Raw genomic sequence first — 25,933 nt, 5'->3', positions numbered from 1 at the left:
CTTACTCGGTAGGAACTGCAGGGGCCGCGCCCGGCGCTGCGCCTTCCATTTGTTGCTGTTGCTGCTGCATCATCATCTGCTGGAAGGTGGACACGCGCCGCTGGAAATCCTCGCGGCTCATGAAATCGATCACCTGGATATCGAAATACAGATCGCTGTTCGGCGGGATCGGGCCGCCTTCGGGCACATCTTCGCCATAGGCCTGATCGGCGGGGATGAAGATTTCATACTGGCCGCCCTTCTGCGTTTGCAGCAGCGCTTCGCGGAAGCCGGGGATCATGTCACCCAGCGGCAGCGGCGTGCCGTCAGGGAAGATGCCTTCGATGGGCAGCGGCATGGATTGCGACTGATCGAACACGGTGCCGTCGGCCAGCTTGCCGGTGTAATTCACGAAGACAACGTCTTCCGCAGTCGGATTGGGGCCTTCGCCAGCACGGATCGTATCGACGTTGAGGCCCTGCGGCATGGCCGCCCAGGCGATACCTGCGGCAACCAGAACGGCGATCACCACGCCCACCCATAATTTCGTAAGCGATCCCTCGGCAATCGGCTGCAGAGGTACGCGAGTGACTTCGGTCATCGTAATCGGATCCCGTCAAAAATTTGGCGCGCCAAACGTAAAGGGCGCGGAAAATACTTCCACGCCCCTTTGGCTTAGCTGCGATTTGCTTTCAAGCTTCCAGAAGCCGAAAGCCGGTAGTCGAAATTACCGACCGCCGTCACGCTCTACACGCTTGCGCTCCAGCTTGCGGGCGCGGCGTACGGCAGCAGCCTTTTCACGGGCACGCTTTTCCGACGGCTTTTCATAGTGGCGGCGCAGCTTCATCTCGCGATACACCCCCTCACGCTGCAGCTTCTTCTTGAGCGCGCGCAGGGCCTGCTCGACATTGTTATCGCGAACGATGATCTGCATAAATCTAAGCCACCTTCTCTATTCTCAAAAACAGTCAGAGCCCGCTGCGATCAGGCGCGGGATGCACCGAATAACCAAAACGAAAATTGCGCCGAATCCCTCTCGGGTCGGCTTCACACAGCGGCAGATATGCGAATCGCGGGCGAATTGCAAGGCAGACCGCGCCTTTTGGGTTCCGCATAGCGCCGCACACGTATAAGGGAGCGCGCATGTCGAATGCTACCCCGCAACTTTATGCCTCGCTCTCCGTGGCGCTGGGAGGGGGAATCGGTGCGCTTGCCCGCTATCAGATCGGCCGGTTGATAACCGGCTGGCTGGGCATCCCCGCGATTTCCGCCTTTCCCTTCGTTACCCTGGCCGTGAACACCATCGGCAGCCTGCTGATGGGCGTGCTGGCCGGATGGTTGATGCGCGGCGCGCCAGAGAATGCGGATCAGCTGCGCCTGCTGCTGGGCGTGGGCCTGCTGGGCGGCTTCACCACCTTCAGCGCCTTCAGCCTGGAAACGGCCCTGCTGCTGGAACGCGGTCAACTTGGGCTGGCGGCGATCTACATGATGCTGTCCATCGGCCTTGGCGTAACGGGCTTTTTCTTCGGCCTCACCATCACAAGGCTGTTTGCATGACCAACACTCCTACCCCAAAGCCATCGGACGAAGTGCGCCAGTTCACCGTGGGGGAGGATGACGAGGGCGTCAGGCTGGACCGCTGGTTCAAGCGCCACCTGCCGCAAGTGGGCTTTGGCACCGTCAGCCGCTGGGCGCGCACGGGGCAGCTGCGCGTGGATGGCAAGCGCGCCAAGGTGGATGATCGCCTTGCACAGGGCCAGGTGCTGCGCGTTCCTCCCGGCGGTGAAGACGGCGCCCGCACCAAGAGGGAGCGCAGGCCACTGACAGCGGAAGACGAAGCGCTGGCAGAGGACATGCTGATCACCCGCACGAAAGCGGCGCTGGTACTGAACAAGCCGCCCGGCCTCGCCACGCAGGGCGGCACCAAGACTACGCGCCACGTGGACGGCCTGCTGGATGCCTATGCCGATGAGGACGAGCCGCGCCCGCGCCTGGTCCACCGGCTGGACAAGGATACCAGCGGCATCCTGCTGGTTGCCCGAACTGCCGGCAGCGCGGCATTTTTCTCAAAGCGGTTCTCCGGCCGCAGCGCCAAGAAGATATACTGGGCGCTGGTGGTGGGCGTGCCGGAAATCTACGAAGGCGAGATTGAGGCACCGCTGGCCAAACAGCCTGGCACCGGCGGCGAGAAGATGCACGTCGATACGGAAAACGGTCAGCCCGCAAAGACGGTATACCGCGTGGTGGAGCGCGCCGGAAATGCCGCTGCATGGGTGGAATTGCAGCCGATGACGGGGCGCACGCACCAGCTGCGCGTGCACATGGCGGCGATGGGGCATCCCATCGTGGGCGATGGCAAATATGGCGGGCAGGATGCCTTCCTTACAGGCAGTGTCAGCCGCAAGATGCACCTGCACGCCCGCCGCCTGATCATCGACGCACCGGGCGATGGAAAGCTGGATGTTACCGCCGACCTGCCAGAACATTTCGCGCAGAGCATGGAGCATCTCGGCTTCGACCTTAATCTGAGCGAGGCGGAGCCCGTTGCAGCGCCCCCGGCAGAGCGCACCAAGGCAGAGAAGAAGCAGGCCGCGAAAGCGCATGCCAAGCAGTATCGCAAGGCACGCCGCGGGGAACGCAAGGGTCGCGGCGAAGTGGGCGGCAAGAAGCGCGGCAAGAAACCGCCCCGCAAACCATGACAGTCCGCCTCGCCGTGTTCGATTGCGACGGCACGCTGATTGATGGGCAGGCCGGCGTGGTGAATGCCATGGACGCCGCCTTTGCGGAGATCGGCGTGCCCGCCCCGCCCCACACGCAAGTGCGCCGCATCGTCGGCCTCAGCCTGCCGCAGGCGATCCGCCAGCTTGCGCCGGATCTTGCCGACAGCCAGCAGATGGCCGTGGTGCAGGCCTATAAGAATGCGTTCCGCCTCTCGCGCGAAAACGGCAGCCTGCGTGAACCGCTGTATGATGGCATGGCCGATCTGCTGCACCGTCTGCATGATGGGGGCTGGACGCTGGGCGTGGCCACGGGCAAGTCTGACCGCGGGCTGGTGTCCACGTTGGCAACGCATGGCCTTACCGATCTGTTCGCCACGCTGCACACCGCCGATCGCCACCCGTCAAAACCGCACCCCTCCATGCTGGAAGCAGCGATGGAGGATACAGCCGCTACCCCGGATGAAAGCTGCATGATTGGCGATACGGTGTTCGACATCCAGATGGCAGCCAATGCAGGTGTGCGCGCAATCGGCGTATCCTGGGGCTATCACGAACCTGCCGAATTGCTGGAGGCAGGTGCAGTCGCCGTGGCGGATGATATCGCCGAACTGGAAAGGCTGATCCTTGGATAAGCCCGACAGCAGGCCCAATGCCGAAGCCGAGTCGCGCGCGAAAAGGCATTTCATGGCGATCAATGCGGCGCGTATTTCTGGCGTTGTAATGGTTCTGTTGGCGATTGCAGTGTTCAACGATGCCCTGCCCCTGCCGCACTGGGTGGGCTATGTGGCGATGGTGGCAGGCATGTTCGCCACCTTCGTGGCGCCTGTAATGCTGTCCCGAAAGTGGAGCACGAACGCGAGACGATGAAGCGATTCTGGAAAGAGGTATCGGTCCGCCAGCACGATGGCGGCTGGCAGGTGTTGCTGGATGGCCGGGCGATCAAGACGCAAACCGGTTCCCAGCAGGTGCTGCCCACGCAGGCCAGCGCCGACCTGGTGGCGGGTGAGTTTGCGATGCAGGGCGAGGAAATCAATCCGCGCAGCTTCGTTTACCGCGATATGGCCGATTTCGCGATCGACATGTTGCGCAGCGATCGCGCCGCGCATATCGACAAGCTGCTGGCGTATTCGGAAACCGACACGCTTTGCTACCGCGCCGATCCCGGCGATGCCCTGTTCCAGCGCCAGCAGGAGGTGTGGGAACCGCTGGTCACCGCGTGTGAGGCCGCGCATGGCCTGACGCTGGAACGCGCCAGCGGCATTGTGCACCGCGCTCAAAGCGATGCGACGACAGACGCGTTTCGCAAACGGCTGGAGAGCGAAGACGATTTCACGCTTGCCGCGCTGATCATGCTGGCATCGCTGGGCACATCGCTGGTGGTGGCGCTGGCCGCGCTGGAGGATGGCGCCGATGTCGAAGCGCTGTTCGCCGCCTCCAATCTGGAGGAGGACTGGCAGGCCGAACTATGGGGCTGGGATTTCGAAGCTGAAGAGGCCCGCAAGACGAAGCTTGAAGCGTTCAGCCAGGCGGCCCGTTTTGCAAAGGCCGTGCGGGGCTAGATCAGCCCACCCACTCCGCAACTTCATCCGCCACGGTGTTGGATGCCTCGTTCAGCGCCGCACCTACGGCCACAGCCTCCGGCAGAACGCCAGGAATGCTTTCTTCAAAGCGGCGCGTGCGGATCGTGCCGTCATCGGCGCGCAGCACGGCATCGAACCGCACAACCACGCTGCCGGTGGTGGCATCATAGCCCATGTCCACCAACTGCCCCGTCAACTGCGTGCGGGCGACATATTCCAGCTCTCCTGCGCTCACAACAAGGCGATTGCCCTTGGCGCGGATGGTTTCGGCCAGCACGTTGCGGAACAGTTGCGCAGGCTTTTCCACCCAGAAGGCGCCTTCCAGATAGGCAAGCGAACTGTCGCTGGTGGTCACCGGTACGCGGGTAACATTCAGCCGCTGCGTAACGTTGGGCACCTGTATCGCCAGCGCGGCGGACACTTCACCTTCAGCCGCGGCACCCGCCGGAATCGTGGCCGATGGGGTCAGCGTCAGCAGTTGTTCGGGCGGCTCGGAGCCGAGGCTGATGCAGCCTGACAGCAGGCCAAGCGAAGCAATGGCGGCGAGGAATGTGTTCTTGTGCATGGTCATATTCGTGCTCATGGTCCTCAGCCTCAAGGCTCGTAATCCGGCAGGTCCTGCCCGCCCAGCAAGGCGCCCGCGCCCTCTGTCTCGAGGCGTTCGGTCACCATGCGCAGGTTCTGGCTGGTCTGCCGCAGATCGCGCAGCGTGGCAGTGGCAGCCGGCAGCGTGTCTTCGTTCAATTGCCGTGTCAGCGGCTCGACATTCTCCAAAGAGCCCTGCAGCGATTGAGCAGCCTGCCGTGCGCTTGCCAGCGTCTGGCGCAGGTCGTTCGCCAGCGCCGGGCCTTCTGCCTCCAGCAGGCCGTCGGTCGTCTCCAGCGTGCCTTCGAATGCGGCCAGCGTTTCGGTCGACTGGGCCAGCGTGGTCTGCAATTCACGCAAGGTGGCCTGCACCTGCGGAGAGCTGGCGGCCAGTTCCTGGCTGATGGAATCGGTGTTGCGCAGGATACCGGCGATGGAATCCTGGTTCTCGTCATCCAGCACACGCGTCAGCCTGTCCGTCAGCGTGGCGAGGCGTTCCAGCAGCAATGGCGCACTGGCAAGAATTTCACCCACGGCGCCCTGTGCGGGCGGGATCACCGGCACGCCTTCAGGGCAGCCCGTGGTATCGCAGGTGATGGGCGGCTGGTTGGATCGTCCGCCCGAAAGACTGATGTTGGAAACGCCGGTGAAGCTGGCGGAAATGCTGGCCGTCGTGCCAATCAGGATCGGCGTGTCGTCATTCACCCTGATGCGAACTTTCACGAATTCGGGATCACGCTCCCAGATCGAGATTGCCGACACCTGCCCCACGGGAACGCCGGAATAGGTAACCACGGATCCGGTGGCGACGCCGCCCACGGATTGCTCGTAGAAAATATCATATTCCTTGTTGTCGCGATCGCCCAGCCGCGCGAGCCAGACGAAGAACATCGCCGCCGCTGCCAGCAGCAGCAGGGTGATCGCGCCTACCCAGATGTGGTTTGCCCGTGTTTCCATCTGCTTCGCCTATGCCTTCTCGCTGCCCAGCTTGTCCAACGCTTTCCCGCGTTCATGCGTTGCCGTCGCCGCCCTGGCGCGCGGTCCGTTGAAATATTCCTGAATCCATGGATGATCGTTTTCAAGCAATTCCGGGATCGTGCCCACGGCAATCACCTTCTTGTCTGCCAGCACGGCCACCCGGTCGCAAATGGCGTACAGCGTATCCAGATCGTGCGTGATCAGGAACACCGTCAGCCCCAGCGTATCGGTCAATTCGCGCGTCAGCTCATCAAATTTCGCGCCGCCAATGGGGTCCAGCCCGGCGGTCGGTTCGTCCAGAAACAGCAATTCCGGATCCAGCGCCAGTGCGCGGGCGAGGCCAGCACGCTTCTTCATGCCGCCCGAAAGCTCTGACGGAAACTTGCTCGCCGCCTCTTCCGGCAGACCGGTCAGCACCACCTTGTAACGGGCGATCTCGTCCAGCAATTCCTGCGACAGTTCCGGATAGAACTGCTTGAGCGGCACCTGCACGTTCTCACCCACGGAGAGGGTGGAGAACAGCGCGCCACCCTGGAACAACACGCCCCAGCGATTGCGCACGCCGATAACCTCGTCCGGCTCCGCCTCGGTAATGTTGCGGCCGAACACCTCGATCATGCCGTCCTGCGGTATCTGCAGGCCGATGATGGATCGCATCAGCACGCTCTTGCCCGTGCCGGACCCGCCGACGACGCCGAGGATTTCCCCGCGCTTCACGTCCAGATCCAGATCCTCGTGCACGTTGAAATCGCCAAAGGAATTGGTCAGCCCCTTGATGCGAATGGGAAACTCGCCCTCGAACTGTTCCGGCGCATCGCCATAGGCGGCGTCTTCCACATCGCTGTGGCTGTCGCGCATGGATTGGTCGCCGCGGGGCTCGTCGCCATAGGGATTATCGTCGGAAATGCTCATGCCCAGCCGATCTCTGTAAAGAACACTGCGAAGAATGCATCCAGCACGATCACCATGAAAATGGCCTGCACCACGGCGGCGGTGGTGCGCAGGCCCACTTCTTCCGCGTTACCCTTCACCTGCATGCCTTGGTAGCAACCGGCCATGGCGATGATCAGGCCGAACATCGGCGCCTTCACCATGCCGACCCAGAAATCATAGATCGGCACCACTTCCTGCACGCGGGCAAGGAAGGTCCAGAACGGGATGCCCAGCATCAGTTCACCGATCACCGCACCGCCCACGATGGCGACGATGGAGGCATAGAAGCCCAAGAGCGGCATCATCAGCACAGAAGCAAGGATGCGCGGGATGATCAGCGCCTCCATGGGAGAGACGCCGATGGTGCGCATCGCGTCAATCTCTTCGGTCAGCTTCATCGTGCCCAATTGCGCGGCAAAGGCAGAGCCGCTGCGGCCTGCCACCATGATCGCCGTCATCAGCACGCCCAGTTCGCGTAAGGTAATGCGGCCCACCAGGTTCACCGTTAGCGTTTCGGCGCCAAACTGCTGCAACTGCACCGCGCCCTGTTGCGCGATAACGATGCCGATAAGGAAGCTCATCAGGCCTATGATCGGCAGGGAAGAAACGCCCACCTGCTCCATCTGCCGCACCAGCGCCTTCATGCGGAAGCGGCGGGGATGCAGCACCAGGCCCAGCGCACTCATCAGCACGGCGCCAAGAAATCCGATGGAGGATTTCACGCCGCTGAAGAACTCCACAACCTTGATGCCGACATTTTCCGAAATGTCGCCCAGTGAATGGGGGCGCGGCGGGGCGATCTCGGCATCGCTGGATGCTTCCTCCACCGCTTCGATCAACACCTCTGCCTGTTCGCTGGCGCCCACGATATCGGCGCCGGTGCGTTCGGCAAAGCGATGGATGATCCACGCGCCAACCGTGTCGATCGGGTGCGCGCCGGAGATATCGATGGTTTGCACCGATTCGCTGTAATCGCGCAATTCCGGGTCCAGCTTTCCTATGCTGGACACCAGCAAAGGCCCGGTAACGATCACCGTCGCCCGACCGCCTGCCTCTTCGACGCTATATTGAGCCCATTCGCGCATTGCGGCACGCTATGCGCACAAATCCGCTGCGCAGCAAGGTCTTCGCGTGTTGCCCTTGGGGTAAAGCGGTGGCAGTGGCCTCAACCATGACCAGTGAATTGAGCAAGACTTTCGATCCCGCCGCGATTGAGGCGAAGTGGTATTCCCATTGGGAAGAGACCGGCGCATTCCGTCCGGATCGCCCGGATGCGGAACCCTTCACCATCGTCAATCCTCCGCCCAACGTAACGGGCAGCCTGCATATTGGCCACGCGCTGGACAACACGCTGCAGGATATCGTGATCCGTTACGAGCGGCTGCGCGGCAAGGATGCGCTGTGGGTGGTGGGCACCGATCACGCAGGGATCGCCACGCAGATGGTGGTGGAACGCCAGATGGAGGAGCGGCAGGACAAGCGCACCAACTACACGCGCGAGGAATTCGTCCAGAAGGTCTGGGAATGGAAAGAAGAATCGGGCGGCACGATCACGCGCCAGCTGCGTCGCCTGGGCTGTTCGATGGACTGGAGCCGCGAACAGTTCACCATGGACGAGCATTTCACCAAGGCCGTGCTGAAGGTGTTTGTGGACCTTTATGACGATGGCCTCATCTACCGTGACAAGCGGCTGGTGAACTGGGACCCGAAGCTGCGCACCGCGATCTCCGACCTTGAGGTGGAAACGAAGGATGTGAAGGGTTCGTTCTGGACCTTCATCTACCCCCTGTCGGACGGCAGCGGAGACATTCGCGTGTCCACCACGCGGCCTGAAACCATGCTGGCCGATATGGCCGTGGCGGTTCACCCGGAGGACGAGCGTTACAAGGATCTGGTGGCACGCGGCGCGAAGGTGAAGCTGCCGATCACGGGCCGCGAGATTCCCATCGTGGCGGATGAGCATGCCGACCCTGAGCTGGGTTCTGGCGCGGTGAAGATCACGCCGGGGCATGATTTCAACGACTTCGAGGTCGGCAAGCGTGCCGGGATTGCTCCGGCTGATATGCTCAACATGCTGGATGCCGATGCGAACGTCTGCCAGACCGCCGACGGGCTGATCCCCGACGAACTGCTCGGCCTCGAACGGTTCGAAGCGCGTGCCCGCGTGGTCGAGATGCTGAAGGACAGCGGCCACCTCGTCACCCACATCACCAAGACGAAAAAGGGCGAGGAGCAGGAGCTCGACGCCGAGCCGCGTACAATCGCGACGCCCTTCGGCGACCGCGGCGGCGTGGTGATCGAACCCTGGCTGACCGACCAGTGGTATGTCGATGCGGAGCGTCTCGCCAGTCCACCGATCAATGCGGTAAAATCCGGTGAGATCGAGATCGTCCCCAAGACCTGGGAGAAAACGTTCTTCAACTGGATGGAAAACATCCAGCCCTGGTGCATCAGTCGACAGCTTTGGTGGGGGCATCGGATTCCGGCCTGGTACGGGCCTTCCGTTGTCGATGGTGTGTTGCGATACGACATACCAAAGCCATTCGTGGCGATGGAAACGTCGGCGGTGGAAGCGAAGGCGCGCGACTACATTCCGTATGACGGTGCGGACATTGTCATGGCACCAAGCCAGTCTGCCGCGCTTGACGCGGAAGGCGGCGGCATCGGCAAGACGATCCATCTCTGGCAGGATCCCGACGTCCTCGACACGTGGTTCTCCAGCGCCCTGTGGCCCTTCGCCACGCTCGGCTGGCCCGATGCGGAGGAGCGGGTCAAGAAGCACTATCCCAACAGCCTGTTGATCAGCGGTTTTGATATCCTGTTCTTCTGGGATGCCCGCATGATGATGATGGGCTATTACAACATGGATCAGCGCCCGTGGGAGAAGCTGTATCTGCACGGCCTCGTGCGGGCGGCAGACGGCTCCAAGATGAGCAAGTCGAAGGGCAATGTCGTCGATCCCCTGGGCCTGATCGACAAATATGGCGCCGATGCGCTGCGCTTCTTCATGGCGGCGATGGAAAGCCAGGGCCGCGACATCAAGATGGATGAAAAGCGCGTGGAGGGGTATCGCAACTTCGCCACGAAGCTTTGGAATGCCACGCGTTTCTGCCAGGGCTATGGCATTGGCGCATCCAGCACCATCGCAGCGCCCGCCGCCCGCCTTGCCGCCAACCAGTGGATCATCGGCGAAGTGCAGCAGACGGTGGAGGCGCTGGACAAGGCGATGGCAGAACTGCGCTTCGATGCCGCCGCCAATCTCGTCTATCACTTCACGTGGGACAGGTTCTGCGACTGGTATCTGGAACTGATCAAGCCCGTCCTCCAATCCGGAGACGACGGCCCGATTCAGGCCGAAACCCGCGAAGTGGCCGGCTGGGCGCTGGATCAGATCATGGTGATGCTCCACCCCTTCATGCCCTTCGTGACCGAGGAACTCTGGCACGCGCAGGGGACGCGCAAATATGACCTGATCCATGCCAAGTGGCCGGAGCCCCGCGCCGAGGTTAGCAAGGACGCCACCGACGCCATCGACTGGGTCATCGCCCTCACCACCGCCACGCGCGGCGCACGTAACGAGTTGGGCATTTCGCCGGGCGAGAAGCTGCCTGCATTCATCGCAAACCCATCGGCACTGGCGCAAAGCGTGATCGACCGCAGCAGCGCGGCGATTGAGCGTCTTGCGCGTCTCTCCCCCATCACCGTGGGCGAAGCGCCCGATGGCGCGGCCATGCAGGTGGGAACGGGCAGCGATGTGTTCGTGGTGCCGCTGGAAGGCGTGATCGATATCGAGGCCGAGCGTGCCCGCCTGCAAAAGGCGCTGGCCGCCGCGCAGAAGGAAGCGAAATCACTGGAAGGCCGCCTTGGCAATGCCAATTTCGTGGATCGGGCAAAGCCCGAAGCGGTGGAGAAGGCCCGCGCCGATCTCACCCACCACACGGCAGAGGCAGAGCGGCTGACTGCGGCGCTTGAACGGCTGGGGTAACCTGCGATTTCCTACTTTCGCCCCGATGTGGCAGACCGGCTGACATGATCCGCACAGCCCGCCCCTGCCCCAGTGATTTGCACCCGTTTTCGGGCGGAAGCGTTTTTCAGCCCAGGACAGTGTTCCAGGTGTTCCACATTAGTTGGATTGGGCCATGCTGACCCTTGCCACACAGGCCCCCGGCGAACCGGAGATCTTCGCCTCCGTCCAGGGCGAAGGGCCAAGCGCCGGCATGCCGGTTGCCTTCCTGCGCCTGTCACGCTGCAACCTTGCCTGCGTGTGGTGCGACACGGCCTATACTTGGCATTTCGAGGGCGACGATCGCCCGCACCGATCCGGCGAGCATTTCGAGCGTAAGGCCAACCTGCTTGAACTGGACGAGGAAGATGTGGCCCGTAGAATCGCCGCGACCGGGCAGAAACGCCTCGTCATCACCGGCGGGGAGCCATTGTTGCAGGCGGGCAGACTGGCGCAAATGCTGGAGCATCTGCCCGATATGCAGGTGGAGATCGAAACCAATGGCACCGTCGATCCGCTCGCGCGGCTGGACGTGCGGGTAGACCAGTACAACGTCAGCCCGAAGCTGGCGCACAGCGGCAATCCGGCGGACCTCGCGCTGAAGCCTGAAATGCTGGATCGCTGGGCCACGGACGGGCGCGCCTTTCTGAAGTTCGTGCTGGCCCAGCCGGGTGATGTGGATGAGGTGCTGCGCCTTGCTAAACAGCACATGATCCCGGCGGGCCGTATCTTCCTGATGCCGGAGGGGACCGATAGCGAAACCCTGCGCGCCCGCATGGAATGGCTGGTGCCGCTATGCCTGGAACACGGGTTCCGCCTGTCGGACCGGTTGCATATCCACCTGTTCGGAGACACGCGCGGAACATGAGCGATCCGATCGAGCCTGCCGCTCCTCCGCCGGAAATCCGCGGAGACCTGACCCAGGGCCCGATCCCGCGCACGCTGCTGATGTTCGCCGTTCCCGCGTTGCTCACCAATATCCTGCAATCGCTGTCTGGCACGGTGAACGCCATATGGGTGGGTCGGCTGATCGGGGAGGAGGCGCTGGCGGCCACGGCCAATGCCAATATCGTGATGTTTCTGGTGGCCAGCATGGCCTTTGGCTTTGGCATGGCCGCCACCGTGCTGATCGGTCAGCGCTGGGGCGCGCGCAATATCGACGGGGCGCGGCGAACATTCGGCACGGCCGTGGGCTTTTGCGCCCTGCTGATGGTGCTGATTGCGGCCATCGGTTTTGCATTGGCCCCGGCGCTGCTGCGCGCGCTGGCAACGCCGGGCGGCGCCTATCCGCTGGCGCTGATCTATCTGCGGCTGATATTCCTCTCCATGCCATTTGGCATGATCTCCATCATCCTCAGCATGGGCCTGCGCGGTACAGGTGACGCGAAAACGCCGCTGATTTTCATGGGCGTGACCGTGCTGATCGATGCAGTGCTGAACCCGGTTTTCATTGCCGGAATAGGGCCAGTGCCCGAAATGGGCATCGCGGGGTCCGCCACGGCCACCATCGTTGCCAGCATGACATCCTTCGTGGCCATGGTGATCTATGTCTATCGCCGCGATCTGCCACTGCGGCTGCGTGGCAGGGAACTGCGCTATCTCGTGCCCGCGCGCGCAGAACTGGGCTTTATCGTCAGCAAGGGCTTGCCGATGGGCGCGCAGATGCTGGTGATGTCGGCTGCGGGCATCATCCTTGTCGGCCTGGTCAACCGCGAAGGGCTGATGACGACGGCGGCCTATGGCGCAACCATGCAATTGTTCACCTATATCCAGATGCCCGCCATGGCCATCGGCGGCGCTGTCAGCGCGATGGCGGCGCAATATATCGGCGCTGGCAAGTGGAACGATCTGCACGCCGTAACGCGCGCGGGATTGCTGCTGAATCTGGCCTTCACCGGGATGATGACGCTGGCCCTGCTGCTGTTCGATCGGCCGGTGCTGGAACTGTTCCTTGGGCCGGACAGTCCGGCGGTGGACATTGCCCGGCATATCCAGCTGCTGGCCAGCTGGAATTTCGTGATCTTCGGCGTGCTGATGGTCTACACCGCCACCATGCGCGCAGCAGGCGCGGTGTGGGTGCCGCTGCTGATCATGGGGCTGGCCGTATTCCCGGCGCGGCTGGGCTTCTATTATGCCACCTACGATTGGCTGGGCGCGGATTCCCTGTGGCTGTCCTACCCCTTCTCGGCCATGTCGGGCCTGATCCTTGGCTGGCTGTTCTACTACCGCTGGAACTGGCGCGGCGAACAGCCCATCGGCCCGCGCACGGCAGAGGAAGGCAGCCATACCGATGGATTGGTGGCAGGACGCATGACCCCGGATTTGTAGGGTGGTGAGTTAGTTTGTTTATCGATTGCGCCTCCGCGCAATCGTCCTCGCTAGATGCGCAGCAAGCTGCGCCCGCTGCGGGCGGCCGTTCGGCCTTGCGGTCCGCTTGGCGCGGACCGGCTGTTAGCGGGCTCAAGCATAGCGCGGGTATCGGTCGCGAAAAGCGACCGCAAGCGCGACCGCGCGCCCGAGCTTATGCGAGGAAAGCCAAGCAGCGCGGACGCGCTGCGCCCGGCGCCTGAGGGGCCCGATAAATTAGGTGCCCTGCGCGCGCCAGCGTTGCACGGTGCGGAACACGGCATCTTCCTCGCCGCCGCCTTCGTTCCACAGCTCCACGAAGCTGGGATCTTCGGAAGCGGGCCGTTTGGACTCTTCAAGGTTATCAAAGGAGACACGGATCGGAATGGACACACCCTCGCCGCAGACGATGCATTCGCGGTTGCGCAATGCGGGGATGGAATCGAGGAAGCCGCGCGCGCCTTCGGGCATGGCGGCCTTCACGAAGGCCTGGTCACGATCGTTGTTGAGACGCATCGAGATGATCGTGCCGCACTGCGACAGCACGCCTTCTGCAAGGTCCGACGGTCGCTGCGTGATCAGGCCCAGGGAGATACCGTATTTACGGCCTTCCTTGGCAATGCGCGACAGCACGCGGCCCACGGAGTTGTTCTCAGCGTTCTTCTCGTTGGGAACGTAGCGGTGCGCTTCCTCACACACCAGCAGGATCGGATGGGTCTTCTCGTTCCGGCCCCAGATCGCAAAATCGAACACCAGGCGGCTGAGCACGGCAACCACGGTGCTGGTGATGTCGGACGGCACGCCCGACACGTCGACGATGGAAATCGGCTTCCCGTCACCGGGCATGCGGAAGATCTTGGACAGGAATTCTCCCATCGTATCGCCCACCAACATGCCAGAGAACATGAACTGGTAGCGCGGATCGGCCTTCAGTTCCTCGATCTTGGTCTTGATGCGCATATAGGGCGCGGTGTTGGTGGCCTTGTCCAGCTTGCCCATCTCGTCCTGCACGAAATTGGTGAGGTCGGAGAGGAGATAAGGGATGGGCGAATCAACGGTGATCTTGCCCATGCTCTGCGCCAGACGGTTCTTGCCGCGCGCCGCCAGCAGACATTTGGCAAGGATGTCCTTGTCGTTCTGCAGATCGTTGCCGCTGGATTTCAGCAGCACTTCGCAATGCTCCTCGAAATTCATCAGCCAGTAGGGCATCTGCAGGTTGGAAACGTCAAAGATCATGCCATAGTTCTTGAACGCGGCGGAATATTCGCCGTGCGGATCGATCATCAGCACGTGGCCCTGCGGCGCAGCCTCGCATATGCGGTGCAGGATCAGTGCGGCACTGGTGGATTTACCCGTACCGGTGGAACCCAGCAGGGCGAAATGCTTGCCCAGCATCGCATCGATATACATGCCTGCACGGATATCCGTGGTGGGATAGACCGTTCCGATCTGAATGGAACTGCGCCCGTCGGAGGCGTAGATCTGGCGCAAATCTTCCGTCGTGGCAGGAAACACCAGCGCGCCGGGAATGGGATAGCGGGTCACACCGCGGCGGAAGCTGTGGATCTTGCCCGTCAGCCGCTCTTCCTTGCCCTCGCCCATGAAATCGATGTTCGCGACCACGGAATTGGCGGCGCCGCGGCGATCCTGCTTCTGATTGCGCACGGATGCCAGCAACCAGCCGTCGCGCGTGCGGATCTTGATCTGGCTGCCCACCTGCCCGGCAAGCGCGATGGAGGGATCGGAATGATCCATGCATTCGTTCAGCCGTTCCAGATCCAGCGCGATCTGGGAGCCCGAACCGGCGATATCCAGGACAACGCCGATCGGCTGGCGCGCGGCTTCCTGCTCATTGTCCTCAGCGGTGGCGGAGTTTGCGGGCTGTTGCGGGGCCTGCGCCTGTGCCGGAGCAGGCGCGCGAGGAGCCTCTGCCTCATGTGGACGTTGCGGAGCGCCCGTATCGGCGGCGGGCACGGAATTGAAGCTGGATCGTCCGGGCATTTCAGTCATGATTACAGGTTCTCGCTGCCAATGTGGTGTCGGCTTGCGATAGGGCGGACGGGGTTAAAATCGCATAAACCCCGCGCACCGTGGAGCACACAGGAGTGCCCCAACCCCGTCAGATCATGGCAAAAAGTCTGCCCGCGGCCCAGCCCATGAACACCGAAAGCCCCACGGCAAACAGCCCGTAGAAGAACGCATAATCATTCGCCGCTTCCTCCACGCCAAGCTCGAAACCCTTCTTGAAAACCTGCACTTCAGATGTGGCGGAAGAGATGACCCGGCCATCGGTGATGGCGAAGGTTTCCGCCACATAACGCCCGGAAATCACGTTGGAGGGGATGGGAATATCCGCCCGGTACAGCACGCCCTGGGAAATATGCACACCCTCGTCATATTGCGCATACAGCCCCTGGCGCTGACGCAAGTCTACCAGACCTTCGGAAAAACGCTGCTGTTCTGCCGGGTTGATGGAGCCGCTTGGCGAAAGCTGGAGATAGCTGAGGCCCAGTTCGTAAATCGCTGCCGTGCGTTCATCCACGATATCCAGAACGGGGCGCGAACTGGCCATCGCGTAAAAGGACGGTACGGAGCGGTAGGAGGTGGTCTCGGCGTTGATCCAGATGCCGAACACGCGCTCTTTCTCTCGCACCTGGATCGGCTCTGTCGGGCCTTTCAGGACGACCACGATATCATATTCGATGGCGCGGTCCTGCGGATCGAGAACGGCCCCGTACAGCAGCAGGTTGGCGCCGGTGAAACCCTGGCGCAGAACGATATCGTGCTGAGAGATTTCGGGCACCAGGATCGGGTCGCGATCCTGCGCCAGCGCGGCAGGGGCCGTGGCAAGGGCCAGCAGAAGGGCGACAATCCACCTCATAGCGGCACCACCGTATAAACCTCGTCAGGCCGCACACCTAGGTTGAAGGCCATGCGCAGGGCAATCGCCAGAACGATGGTGGCCAGCACCAGCCGCAGATGTTCCGGCTTTGCAAAACTGGCGATCTTGGTGCCAAGCTGCGCGCCGGTAACCGAGCCCACCAGCAGCAGGCCCGCCAGCACGATGTCCACCGCGCGCGTGGTGAAGGCGTGCACCATCGTCACCAGCATGGTGATGAAGAGGATGTTGAACAGGCTGGTGCCCACCACGACCTTTGCACTCATACCGAGGATATAGAGCATTGCCGGCACCATGAAAAAGCCGCCGCCCACACCCATCAGCATGGTGAGGATGCCAACCACCACGCCCAGGATCAGCGGCCCCAGTGGTGAGATATACAGGCCGGAGCGATAGAAGCGCCAACGATAGGGAAGGCTGGCGATCATGGGATGGTGCCGCCGCTTGGCCGGGCGTTGGCTGGTTTTTCCCGCAGGGTGGCGCAGCGATTCCAGGCTCTCTCGCGCCATCAGCCCGCCGATGGTGCCCAGCATCACGACATACAGCACGTTGATGACGACATCGATCTGGCCTGCCGAACGCAGCAGGTTGAAAATCACCGCGCCCAGCAGTGCCCCCACCATGCCGCCGGCCACGGTCACGCCGCCCATCTGGTAATCCACGCCCTGCTTGCGGCTGTGGGCGAAAACGCCCGATACGCTGGCGCCCGTCACCTGAGTCGCGGCAGATGCGGCGGCGACGGTGGGCGGAATGCCATAGAAAATCAGCAGCGGCGTGGTGAGAAAACCGCCGCCAACGCCGAAAACGCCCGAAAGAATGCCCGTGGCCACGCCCAGCGCGACGATAACAAGACCGTCGACAGCAAGATTGGCAATGGGGAGATAGACATCCATGACCTGCGCCTAGTGCAAAGGCGCGGTTGATTGAAGATGAATGCGCGCTTTGTTTAAAATCCTGCCGTGAGTGTGAGCGCAGGGCCACTAGCAGGCTCTGCATTGCCAGCGATGCGGAAGCGATAATCGGCCGCGATCCGCCCGCGCGCCCGGCCCACGCGGAAATGCAGCCCCGCGCTTGGCCCGATATCCAGCCGCTGCGCATCATCCTGCGCCCCGCCCCATGCGGCCCCGCCCGCCATCAGCCGGAAATCGTCCGTTCCTGCCAGCTTGCGCGTCACGCGCGCCTGCCCATCGGCAAACGGCGTGGCGAAATCTCCGGTAACATAGCCGCCCTGCAGATAGGCTTCTCCAGTGAAGCCTGCCGGAAGCGCCACCGGCGGGAGTTCGGTTACCGCATAGGCCGCGCCGCGCAGTTCCCTGCCGCGATCCGTCTCGCTCACCCGCGCCTCTGCCGCAAGGCGAATGGGTACGGCAGGCAAAGGCCGTGCGGACGCGCCCAGCGCGACATCGGTTTCCCGCACTCCGGCCAAGGCCCGCGTGGCGCGCAGATGAAGCTGCGGCGCATGATCACTGGATGGCAGGATGCGATATCGCAGGATCGCGCCCGCCTGGCTGCGGCCATAGCTTGGCCGACCGGATGTGAGCGGCGTGGTGGTATCATCGCGCCACAGTGCCCATGCATCCATGGACCACCGGCTAGCGCGCGAACCTTGCGCAAATCCCCGCGCGGCTTCAGGTGCGTTGAAGACGCCCGTTGCAACCGGTCCCACGCCCGGCCCCGGCGAGGCTGTTCGACTTTTCTGCGATCCATCGCCGCCAGCATTACCATAAGCAGCGGCCAGCAGCAGCGAATGGGCAATGATCCTGTCGGCGGCCAGCAGGCCTGCCCTGCCCGCGGCGGTGCGCGGTGGACGATTGTCGGCCGGGATGAATTCAAAGTCAGGCCGCTCTATCGGTTCATAAACCGGGCGATGGGGCAGCGGTGCGGGCACGGTGTCCGGCACCCGCGTGGATGCCGGACTGTTCTGGGCAGGCGCAGCCACCTGTGTTGGCGCCGCTGCCTGCAATGGCCGATCCTTATCGGCGGTGGCCATGATCGCAGACGAAAAAGGCGTTTCCCAAAAGGCCGCACGCAGCAGCACCCAGCTGCCCAGCACGATGGCAAGCGACAGCAGCGGCCAGCCGCGTTTGTTCGATGGCGCTGCGTTCATCGCGCATATTCCAGCGCGGACGTGCGCGCGGGATGCGCATCATGCGCGGTCTTCTCCCAATGCGGCGCTTCACCGCGCAGGGTTTTAGTATAGGCGAACAGCGCGCGATATCCGGCCATGATGCTGATCACATTGGCCACGGGTATCCGGGTGACGGCGCGCAGCCCCTCTCGCCAGCCATACTCCGCCTTCGTGAAATTGAATCGCATGAACGCGCGCCAGGCGAAGCTGGCGATGTTGAAGGCCAGCAGCGCCAGCAGCAGGCCGCTTGGCTGCCATGGGGTGGACATGCCGGCATATCGCAGGCCCGCCAGCAACAGCGCCAGCACCATCAGAGAATAGCCCGCAAACAGCACGACGGCGGACAACGGGCCGCGCCGATCGCGCAGGCGCATCCACCATTCACCGGGGCCACCGGTCCAGCCCAGCCTGTCCCACCCCTGCAAGGCGATGCCATGCATCCAGCGCGCCTTCTGGCGCACGGCATGGCCAAGCTTTTCGGGGAAGTAGGCGCGCGTGGCGATCAGGTGACCGTTCTCGCCCCTCACCCGCAGGAAGCTGGATTTGCCGCCAATGGCCGCCACATTGATGCCCAGCTCGTAATCCTCCGTCAGCGAATCCTCGTCAAACGGTGCATCACGGTCGGACTTTCGGGCAATCTTTTCCAGCGTGCGCCGATCGAAGGCGCAGCCCACTCCGGCTGCGGGCAGGCTGACGCCCAGCGCGTTTCGCACAACCATGGATTTGCCATGCGCCTCGGCAAATTCCTCGCAATAATGGCTGCCGATCCAGCGCGCTTCCTTGCGCGGCATGGGAAGGACGGGAAGTTGCACGAACTGGGATGTGCCGATGGCGCGGTCCAGCAGAACCAGCGCCGCGGAATCCACCATGTCTTCTGCATCGTGCAGCACCACCATGCGCGCCTCTCGCCCCTCGCGCAGCTCATCCTGCTGCATCGCCCTGAACAGGCGGTTGAGGCAATCGGCCTTGGTGGATGGGCCATCCCGGTCATGCACCACGATGCGCACGCGCCCATCGCCCTGCGCCCCGCGCGCCGCCGCTTCCAGCGTTTCGGGATCATTGCGATAGACGCCCACGTAAATGCGTAAATCGTCCTGCGGCCATACGGCCAGCGCATGGGAAAGCGTGTCGCAGATTACCTTCGCTTCCTGCCAGGCGGGAACCAGCACCGCGGCCCGTCCGGTCAGCTGGCTGGAATAGATATGCTGGCGGCTGAGAACAGGGGTTTGGGCACGCCCGGTGAAGCGCAGCCAGAACCAGGCAAAATCCATCGAAAGCTCGTCAATCGCGCCAAGCAGGAAGAAGAAGCCCGCAAACAGCAGCAATTCATATTCGAGCAGAGCAAGCCATTCCAGCGCCCCCGCGGCATTCTCGCCCATACCTACGCCCCAATTAAGTATTTGTCCTAAGTGTTAGACTCTGCAGCGCAAAAGGCAATGACAGCGGCGGCGCGATGGACATTTCCGTTTTGCAGGCTTGCATAAGCGGGCATTATTGGAGAAGGGCTTTTCCCATGTCAGAGCCCAGTATCATCAAATCCGCCGTTCGCAATTTCAAAGCCCTGTTCAAGGCCGACGCGTTTGAAGGGATATTGCTGATCGCAGTGGCTCTGGTGGCCATAATCATCGCCAATTCCGGGGTGGCGGGCGCCTATCGCGGCCTTTTCGAAGGCTCGCTGTTCGGGCGCGATTTCTGGCTGAGCGTGCCGGGCAATATCGACAAGCTGATGTATCTCGATACGCTGCATGGGTGGATCAACGATGGCCTGATGGTGATCTTTTTCTTCGTGGTCGGCTTGGAAGTGAAGCGAGAGCTGATCAGCGGCAATCTGTCGGACCCGGCGCAGCGCACCTTGCCGATCCTTGCCGCGGCAGCGGGCATGGCCATGCCGATACTGGTGTTCCTGGCCGTAACGGGCGGCGCCAGCGATTATCGCGCTGGCATGGCAATTCCGGCAGCAACGGACATCGCCTTTGCCATGGGCGTGATCGGCCTGCTGGGCACGCGCGTGCCGAAATCGCTGCGACTGTTCCTGCTTACCGTTGCGATTGTCGATGATATCGGCGCGGTGGCCATTATCGCGATCTTCTATTCAGAGCCAAAGATCATGTGGCTGCTGATCTCGCTGGGCGTGTTCCTGGTGATGCTGGCGATGAACCGCGCCAGGGTGCGCCACCTCTCGCTGTTCGTAATTGCCACCATCATCCTGTGGTACTGCGTGCTGAATTCGGGCGTTCATGCCACGATTGCGGGCGTGCTGGCGGCCTTCACCATCCCGATGCATTCCAAGGATGGCTATTCCATGCTGGAGAATGTGGAGCATTCGCTGGTGCCGTGGAGCGCCTATCTGGTGGTGCCGATCTTCGGCTTCGCCAATGCTGGCGTCAGCCTTGACGGGCTCGGCTTATCGGCCCTGCTGGATCCGCTGCCGCTGGCCATCGCGGCGGGCCTCGTGGTGGGCAAACAGGTGGGCATTTTCAGCACCGTCTGGGCGTCTGTAAAGCTCGGCATCGTAAAGATGCCTGCGGGCTGCTCCTGGCCGGAGGTGTGGGGTGTTTCGATCCTGTGCGGCATAGGCTTCACGATGAGCCTGTTTATCGGCGAGCTGGCATTCGATGGATCGCCATTCCTGCGGGACGAGGCCAAGATCGGCATTCTGACAGGGTCGCTGATTTCGGCAGTGCTCGGCTATATCGTGCTGCGCCTCACCACCACGCACCCGGAAGAAGCTGCGGACGATCCAAACAGCCCGGTGGTGTGATCAACCTGTTAGACTAGTCTGACAAAAAAGGGGCAGTGCCAACCGGCAGTGCCCCTTTTTGTTTGGTGGTGAAACTTGTGTTTGGCGATCAATCGGCCTTGGCGATCGGCGGGTTCTCTCCAAGATCCTCGTACCATGCTTCGACCGGGCCATTCAGCTTGATCGTCAGCGGGCGGCCCTTGCGGTCAACCGTCTTGCCGGCCTGCACGCGCACCCAGCCCTCGGAAATCGAATATTCCTCGATATCGTGGCGTTGCTTGCCCTTGAAATTGATGCCGATGCCGCGCTGCAGCTTGTCGGCATCGAAAAATTCGCTGCGCGGATCGATCGAGATGTGATCGGGCGGGGTGTCTTTGCTGGTTTCTTCGCTCATGACCAATAGCCCCTAGAGCCACCCACGCAAAAATCAATCGGGCGGAAGGTTCGGCAATTCGGGCACCGGCTGCGCAGGGGCTTCTGACGGACCGCGGCCGGGTTCATCGAAATCTTCGCGTCCGTCGGGAAATTCGTCACCGCCATCCTTGCCGGGATTTACGGTATCGCCTGCCAGCTCTTCGGAACTCAGCGGCTGTTGCAGCGGGTCGATTCGCGCTGCTTCGCCATCGCCGGAAGCGCTGCCGGGGGCGTCATCTTGCGTGTCTGTCATCATAACCTTCAGCCTTGTGTTTTTGGTGCAGATGAAACGTCCCGCGCCGCCCTGGCGTTCCTCTTGCACAATCCATCCATCGTCATCCTTGCCCTTTTCGCCCGCCACCCCTATGGGCACCGCTTCGTTTCGCAGGCGTCCTGCCTGCACGGTTCGTTGAGCTGCGGGCGTGGCGGAATTGGTAGACGCGCTGGTTTTAGGTACCAGTATCGCAAGATGTGGGGGTTCGAGTCCCTTCGCCCGCACCAGTTTCGCATGCCACGCAAGGCATGTGAGAACCGGACAGAGATTTGAGTAAAGGCTGTACAATGCAGATCGTTGAAACCACCAATGAAGGCCTCAAGCGCGCCTACACCGTCACCATTACGGCCAAGGACATCGAATCGAAGATCGATGCCGAGGTAAAGAAGGTTGCACCCCAGGTACGCATGCCCGGCTTCCGCCCCGGCAAAGTTCCCGCCAACCTTGTGCGTAAGATGCACGGCGATGCGCTGCACGCGGACGTGCTGAACACCACGGTGCGCGAATCGGTTGATGGCCTGATCCGTGACAAGCAGCTGCGCCCCGCGCTGCAGCCCAAGGTGGAAATGGCCGAGGGTTACGAGCAGGGCAAGGATGCCGAGCTGACCGTTGAAGTCGAAGTGCTGCCGCAGATTGACGCGCCTTCGATCGACGGCCTGAAGCTTGAGAAGCTGACCGTCCCTGTTTCTGACGAGCAGATGGACGAAGCGCTGGGCCGCATTGCCGAAAACCAGAAGAGCTACAAGGACGCCGCCAAGACCAAGAAGGCTGCCGATGGCGACCAGCTGATCATCGATTTCGTGGGCCGTGTTGACGGTGTGGAATTCGAAGGCGGCAAGGCCGAGGATGCACCGCTGGTGATTGGTTCCGGCCAGTTCATTCCCGGTTTCGAAGAGCAGCTGACGGGCGTGAAGACCGGCGATGAGAAAACCATCACGGTGACCTTCCCCGAAGATTATCAGGCCACGCACCTGGCCGGCAAGGAAGCCGAGTTCGACGTTACCGTGAAGCAGGTGAAGGTCGAAACCGAAACCAAGATCGACGACGAGTTCGCAAAGAGCCTGGGTCTTGAAAGCCTCGACAAGCTGAAAGAGCTGATGAAGGGCCAGATCGAGCAGGAAAGCGCCGGCCTCACCCGCACGCAGATGAAGCGTCAGCTGCTGGATACGCTGGCCGCCGATCACGATTTCGACGTGCCGCCCACCATGGTGGAAGCCGAGTTCGAGCAGATCTGGAACCAGCTGCAGCAGGAAGCTGCCAAGGAAGAAGATCCCGAAGCTGCGATCAAGGAAATCGAAGCCGAGAAGGACGATTACCGTCGCATTGCAGAGCGCCGCGTGCGTCTGGGCCTGCTGCTTTCCGAAATCGGCCAGGCCAATGGCGTGGAAATTTCGCAGCAGGAAATGCAGATGCTGATGCAGCAGGCTGCGCAGCAGTATCGCCCCGAAGATCGTGAACGGTTCATGGAATATGTCCGCAACGAGCCGATGGCGCAGGCACAGCTTCGCGCTCCGCTATACGAGGACAAGGTCGTCGACTTCCTGTTCGACAAGGCTGACGTGACCGAGCGTGAAGTGACCCGCGAAGAGCTGGAAGCTGCCATCGAAGCCGAGGAAAACGCCGAAGCCGAAAAGGCCAAGCCTGCCGCCAAGAAGAAGGCTCCGGCCAAGAAGAAGGCCCCTGCCAAGAAGGCTGACGCCGACGAGAAGCCTGCTGCAAAGAAGGCCCCGGCCAAGAAGGCAGCGGCAAAGAAAGACGCCGACAGCGACGAAAAGCCCGCGGCGAAGAAGGCTCCGGCCAAGAAGGCAGCAGCGAAGAAGGCTGATGACAAGCCCGCTGCGAAGAAAGCGCCCGCTAAAAAGGCCCCTGCCAAAAAGGCAGCAGCCAAGAAGGACGCCAAGTAAGGCTTCCTCCCGCCTCCCCTCGCCCATGGCGATCGGAGCGGGCACCGGGCGGACTCTCTGGCGGTTCAGAGCCCACGAAGACATTCAAACCTCTCCTCCCGATCATGGGAGGGGAGGTTTGTTGTTTCAGAAGCTACCCGCCACAGAGATGCGGAAGGTCTGGCCGATCGGGCGGCGACGCTCTTCGCTGAACAATACGGGAGAGACATCGCGCGGCCCGTCATAGACCGTGCGCAGCAGCGTGGTGTTGGCCCCGAAGACATTGCCAACGCGCGCCGTAACCGTGGTTCCGAACACGTCCTTATGCTCTACGAAGACGGCGCCGAATGTGCTGGGCGCGTGATCGAAGATGACCTCTGCCACGCGATAAAACGGCGCGCGCTCGGTATCGCGGAAATTCAAGCCCCAGGCATAATCGGTTTCCGGAATATCGTGCCGAAAATCCAGCTCGATCTGGAACGGGTTATTCCCGTCGAACCGCCTGTCTATGGCAGTGACCGGATCGGCGAGATTTGAATTCTCTATCTCCATCCGCACGTCCAGCTGCGCACCGCGAATGCCCAGCGGCTCCATCTCCAGCCGTCCGTTCAACACCGCGCCATAACGGCGCGCGCTTTCGATATTACCCCGCGCCTCTCCGCCGCCTGCAACCGGCACGATCAGGACAAGATCCTCGATCCGCTCGTCAAACAGGGTCAGCGTGGCAGAGCCCCAAGGGCCGAAATTCTTGGCGATTTCAAGCTTCGCATCCCAGTTCTGCTGCGGGCGCAGATTGTTGTTGCCCGCGCTGGCCTGATCGTCGGTCAGGTTCACGCTGGCGAGGAAATCGCTGAAATTCAGCTGTCCCACCCGGCGCGCAAGCTCCAGATTGATATCGAGGCCCGGCGCTGGTGCCCAAGCAAGGCTGACGGTGCCCTTGGGCCGCTGAAAGCTGCGCGACAGGGCATTGGCCCCGGTCTGCGCGATCTGGGAGTATTCGCCCCCGCCCACCAATTGGAGGGAGAGGTTATCCGTCAGCGGGAAACCCACGCTGAGCAGCGCCTCATACCGGTCTTCACGCACGCCGCCTGCGCCTGCCGGAAAGGGAATCTCCACATACTGGTCCGCCAACGGGTCGTAATCGAACAGGCGGCCCACCTGGTCCAGACGGTTGAACGCCGCTTCGCCCGAAAGCTGCCAGTCCGCGCCCCACATGCCCCAGCCGTACTCGGCGCGAGCGATACGCTCCCCCTCATCGCTAAGCCGCGCGAATTGTGAGCCGCTGGCAGGCAGGTCCCCCAGGTTCAGCAGCGATTGCGTGGTAAAATCGCCGTGTTCGAAAGCTTCCAGCGCGATCAGTTTCAAACGGCCTGGCCCAAGCGGAAACTGGATGTCTGCGCCAATCTCGTAAAACCACTCGTCATTGCTGGCGGCGAATTCTTCGAAGAAAGGGGGAAGCAGGTTGGATGCGATCCGCCGCTCCTCCTCCTCGCTGCGGAAATATTGCAGGCCGCCGCTGACATTTAGATTGGCGACGGTTTCGGGGCCGAGGTCCACCTGGAACTGGCCACTGAGGGTGGGACGGTTAAAATCGGCACGCGAGAAATTGTCGCGCGCGTCCACCACGCCGAATGCATCGGTAAAGATCGCCGGACCTTGCGATCCACGCGCAAAGGCCCCGTTCTCCAGCGCCAGCGTGAAGTTTACCGGCCCCGCGCTGCCGGACAGGGAGACTTCACCTTCAAACAGGTTGGGCTTGGCTATGCCGGAATAGAATTCAGGTTTGTATTCAAATTGACCGGCCAGACCGCCCTGTTTTGCAATGATGTTGGCAACGCGGCCCGAAAGGCCCGGAATATCCAGCGTCGCCCCATCCACCACTTCGATGCGGATCACATTTTCCACCGGGATACGAGCCAGTTGTTCTGCCGTGCTGGTGGATTTGCTGGAGATACGGCTGCCGTTGATCAGCAGGTTTTCCTGCGCCTGCCCGAAACCTCTACTGCCGCCGCCATCATCATCGATTTCGAAGCCCGGAATCTCCGCAATCAGATCCGCCGCATTGCGCGGGGCGAAGCGTTCGAAATCCTCAGGGACGTAAATCTCTCGCGCGGCAGCGCTGGATGCTGACTGCTCTGCAGAAGGCACCTCCACCGCATCGGGAGGCCCGGCATCGGCGGGGTCCAGATCCTGCGCGAAAGCCGGCGCTGCGGAAGAAAGTAGGGCCGCAACCAGCGCCATACGGGCGGCATGCGGACGGCGGGGGGACACGCTGGCTACTCTCCTGGTTGATTATGTCCGAACAGCTAGACCAGATCAACTTGCAGGTAAAGCAACCGATGGCAAAGCCTTGCCGCTGCCGCAGGTCCGGCCGCAGTGTTCGCATTCCCTCGCATATCGATCACACGCCTGTCCACTCGCGGCCGCACGGTGATGCCCGCATTCGTGCACGGCGCGCCGAGTGGTGGCGA

Annotated in this window: 24 protein-coding genes and 1 tRNA gene; 11 read left to right on the top strand and 14 right to left on the bottom strand. The window is 62.1% G+C overall.

From position 1 onward, the window contains the following. Position 1 precedes the first annotated feature (1 nt). Together GRF63_RS05285 and rpsU are read right to left on the bottom strand one after the other, a co-directional pair. A complete protein-coding gene (locus GRF63_RS05285) occupies positions 2-580 on the bottom strand; it encodes an FKBP-type peptidyl-prolyl cis-trans isomerase (RefSeq protein WP_160484894.1) in 579 nt (192 codons plus the stop codon). A 126-nt stretch (positions 581-706) separates the two neighbouring features. Beyond that, on the bottom strand, positions 707-913 hold the full coding sequence (gene rpsU, locus GRF63_RS05280; RefSeq protein WP_160484893.1) for a 30S ribosomal protein S21: 207 nt from the start codon (positions 911-913) through the stop codon (positions 707-709). 209 nt (positions 914-1,122) lie between these two features. Here rpsU and crcB point away from each other — a divergent pair, with 209 nt between their 5' ends. From crcB to GRF63_RS05255, 5 genes are read left to right on the top strand one after another with little or no spacing between them, the layout of a single operon-like run. Continuing rightward, complete coding sequence (crcB, locus tag GRF63_RS05275; protein WP_160484892.1) at positions 1,123-1,536, top strand: fluoride efflux transporter CrcB; 414 nt, start codon at positions 1,123-1,125, stop codon at positions 1,534-1,536. After that, complete coding sequence (locus GRF63_RS05270; protein WP_160484891.1) at positions 1,533-2,678, top strand: RluA family pseudouridine synthase; 1,146 nt, start codon at positions 1,533-1,535, stop codon at positions 2,676-2,678. The genes crcB and GRF63_RS05270 overlap by 4 nt, the downstream gene beginning before the upstream one ends. Then, positions 2,675-3,331, top strand: a complete 657-nt coding sequence (locus tag GRF63_RS05265) for an HAD-IA family hydrolase (RefSeq protein WP_160484890.1) — start codon at positions 2,675-2,677, stop codon at positions 3,329-3,331. The genes GRF63_RS05270 and GRF63_RS05265 overlap by 4 nt, the downstream gene beginning before the upstream one ends. Continuing rightward, positions 3,324-3,566: a hypothetical protein gene (locus GRF63_RS05260; protein WP_237392291.1), complete on the top strand. Its 243-nt coding sequence runs from the start codon at positions 3,324-3,326 to the stop codon at positions 3,564-3,566. The genes GRF63_RS05265 and GRF63_RS05260 overlap by 8 nt, the downstream gene beginning before the upstream one ends. Then, on the top strand, positions 3,563-4,258 hold the full coding sequence (locus GRF63_RS05255) for an ATP12 family chaperone protein (protein WP_160484889.1): 696 nt from the start codon (positions 3,563-3,565) through the stop codon (positions 4,256-4,258). Before GRF63_RS05260 ends, GRF63_RS05255 begins: the two co-directional genes overlap by 4 nt. A 1-nt stretch (position 4,259) precedes the next feature. Here the strand turns inward: GRF63_RS05255 and GRF63_RS05250 are convergent, their stop codons facing one another. Genes GRF63_RS05250 through GRF63_RS05235 form a run of 4 tightly spaced genes read right to left on the bottom strand, consistent with a single transcriptional unit; the run spans position 4,260 to position 7,860 of the window. Beyond that, positions 4,260-4,862, bottom strand: a complete 603-nt coding sequence (locus tag GRF63_RS05250; RefSeq protein ID WP_237392290.1) for an ABC-type transport auxiliary lipoprotein family protein — start codon at positions 4,860-4,862, stop codon at positions 4,260-4,262. 11 nt (positions 4,863-4,873) lie between these two features. Then, positions 4,874-5,821 carry an MlaD family protein gene (locus tag GRF63_RS05245; protein ID WP_160484888.1) on the bottom strand — a complete coding sequence of 316 codons (948 nt, stop codon included), beginning with the start codon at positions 5,819-5,821 and terminating at the stop codon, positions 4,874-4,876. Positions 5,822-5,830: 9 nt separating this feature from the next. Beyond that, positions 5,831-6,700, bottom strand: coding sequence for an ABC transporter ATP-binding protein (locus tag GRF63_RS05240; RefSeq protein WP_160485399.1), 870 nt, complete (start codon positions 6,698-6,700; stop codon positions 5,831-5,833). A 50-nt stretch (positions 6,701-6,750) separates the two neighbouring features. Beyond that, positions 6,751-7,860 carry an MlaE family ABC transporter permease gene (locus GRF63_RS05235; protein ID WP_160484887.1) on the bottom strand — a complete coding sequence of 370 codons (1,110 nt, stop codon included), beginning with the start codon at positions 7,858-7,860 and terminating at the stop codon, positions 6,751-6,753. A gap of 86 nt (positions 7,861-7,946) precedes the next feature. On the opposite strand from GRF63_RS05235, the gene GRF63_RS05230 reads away from it, so the two are divergent. The 3 genes from GRF63_RS05230 to GRF63_RS05220 all read left to right on the top strand — a co-directional run bounded on the left by GRF63_RS05230 (position 7,947) and on the right by GRF63_RS05220 (position 13,106). Continuing rightward, complete coding sequence (locus tag GRF63_RS05230) at positions 7,947-10,760, top strand: valine--tRNA ligase (protein ID WP_160484886.1); 2,814 nt, start codon at positions 7,947-7,949, stop codon at positions 10,758-10,760. A 154-nt stretch (positions 10,761-10,914) separates the two neighbouring features. Next, complete coding sequence (locus GRF63_RS05225) at positions 10,915-11,646, top strand: 7-carboxy-7-deazaguanine synthase QueE (protein ID WP_160484885.1); 732 nt, start codon at positions 10,915-10,917, stop codon at positions 11,644-11,646. Beyond that, complete coding sequence (locus GRF63_RS05220; RefSeq protein ID WP_160484884.1) at positions 11,643-13,106, top strand: MATE family efflux transporter; 1,464 nt, start codon at positions 11,643-11,645, stop codon at positions 13,104-13,106. Before GRF63_RS05225 ends, GRF63_RS05220 begins: the two co-directional genes overlap by 4 nt. 255 nt (positions 13,107-13,361) lie before the next feature. Here GRF63_RS05220 and GRF63_RS05215 read toward each other — a convergent pair whose 3' ends face one another. The 5 genes from GRF63_RS05215 to GRF63_RS05195 all read right to left on the bottom strand — a co-directional run bounded on the left by GRF63_RS05215 (position 13,362) and on the right by GRF63_RS05195 (position 19,530). Further along, positions 13,362-15,134 (bottom strand): ATP-binding protein, encoded by a 1,773-nt coding sequence (locus tag GRF63_RS05215; protein WP_237392289.1) that lies wholly within the window; start codon positions 15,132-15,134, stop codon positions 13,362-13,364. Between the two features lie 109 nt (positions 15,135-15,243). Then, positions 15,244-16,005 carry a TIGR02186 family protein gene (locus tag GRF63_RS05210; protein WP_160484883.1) on the bottom strand — a complete coding sequence of 254 codons (762 nt, stop codon included), beginning with the start codon at positions 16,003-16,005 and terminating at the stop codon, positions 15,244-15,246. Further along, positions 16,002-16,916, bottom strand: coding sequence for a sulfite exporter TauE/SafE family protein (locus GRF63_RS05205; protein WP_160484882.1), 915 nt, complete (start codon positions 16,914-16,916; stop codon positions 16,002-16,004). Before GRF63_RS05205 ends, GRF63_RS05210 begins: the two co-directional genes overlap by 4 nt. 53 nt (positions 16,917-16,969) lie before the next feature. Further along, positions 16,970-18,130 carry a hypothetical protein gene (locus GRF63_RS05200; protein ID WP_160484881.1) on the bottom strand — a complete coding sequence of 387 codons (1,161 nt, stop codon included), beginning with the start codon at positions 18,128-18,130 and terminating at the stop codon, positions 16,970-16,972. Further along, entirely contained in the window at positions 18,127-19,530 is a 1,404-nt protein-coding gene (locus GRF63_RS05195) for a glycosyl transferase family protein (protein ID WP_160484880.1), read from the bottom strand. Before GRF63_RS05195 ends, GRF63_RS05200 begins: the two co-directional genes overlap by 4 nt. Before the next feature lie 134 nt (positions 19,531-19,664). Here GRF63_RS05195 and nhaA point away from each other — a divergent pair, with 134 nt between their 5' ends. Next, positions 19,665-20,912 carry a Na+/H+ antiporter NhaA gene (gene nhaA, locus GRF63_RS05190; RefSeq protein WP_160484879.1) on the top strand — a complete coding sequence of 416 codons (1,248 nt, stop codon included), beginning with the start codon at positions 19,665-19,667 and terminating at the stop codon, positions 20,910-20,912. An 88-nt stretch (positions 20,913-21,000) separates the two neighbouring features. Here the strand turns inward: nhaA and GRF63_RS05185 are convergent, their stop codons facing one another. Both GRF63_RS05185 and GRF63_RS05180 read right to left on the bottom strand, forming a co-directional pair. Beyond that, positions 21,001-21,285: a DUF3297 family protein gene (locus GRF63_RS05185; protein WP_160484878.1), complete on the bottom strand. Its 285-nt coding sequence runs from the start codon at positions 21,283-21,285 to the stop codon at positions 21,001-21,003. Between the two features lie 33 nt (positions 21,286-21,318). Next, positions 21,319-21,666: a hypothetical protein gene (locus GRF63_RS05180; RefSeq protein ID WP_160484877.1), complete on the bottom strand. Its 348-nt coding sequence runs from the start codon at positions 21,664-21,666 to the stop codon at positions 21,319-21,321. 55 nt (positions 21,667-21,721) lie between these two features. On the opposite strand from GRF63_RS05180, the gene GRF63_RS05175 reads away from it, so the two are divergent. Together GRF63_RS05175 and tig are read left to right on the top strand one after the other, a co-directional pair. After that, positions 21,722-21,806, top strand: a tRNA-Leu gene (locus tag GRF63_RS05175). A 60-nt stretch (positions 21,807-21,866) separates the two neighbouring features. Continuing rightward, positions 21,867-23,483, top strand: a complete 1,617-nt coding sequence (gene tig, locus GRF63_RS05170; RefSeq protein ID WP_160484876.1) for a trigger factor — start codon at positions 21,867-21,869, stop codon at positions 23,481-23,483. Between the two features lie 126 nt (positions 23,484-23,609). Here the strand turns inward: tig and GRF63_RS05165 are convergent, their stop codons facing one another. Beyond that, positions 23,610-25,733 carry a TonB-dependent receptor domain-containing protein gene (locus GRF63_RS05165; protein WP_160484875.1) on the bottom strand — a complete coding sequence of 708 codons (2,124 nt, stop codon included), beginning with the start codon at positions 25,731-25,733 and terminating at the stop codon, positions 23,610-23,612. Between the last annotated feature and the right edge of the window lie 200 nt (positions 25,734-25,933).

Origin of the sequence: Aurantiacibacter rhizosphaerae (assembly GCF_009807005.1) — a bacterium.
GTDB lineage: Bacteria > Pseudomonadota > Alphaproteobacteria > Sphingomonadales > Sphingomonadaceae > Alteraurantiacibacter > Alteraurantiacibacter rhizosphaerae.
This window is presented reverse-complemented; position numbering and strand designations above follow the sequence as displayed.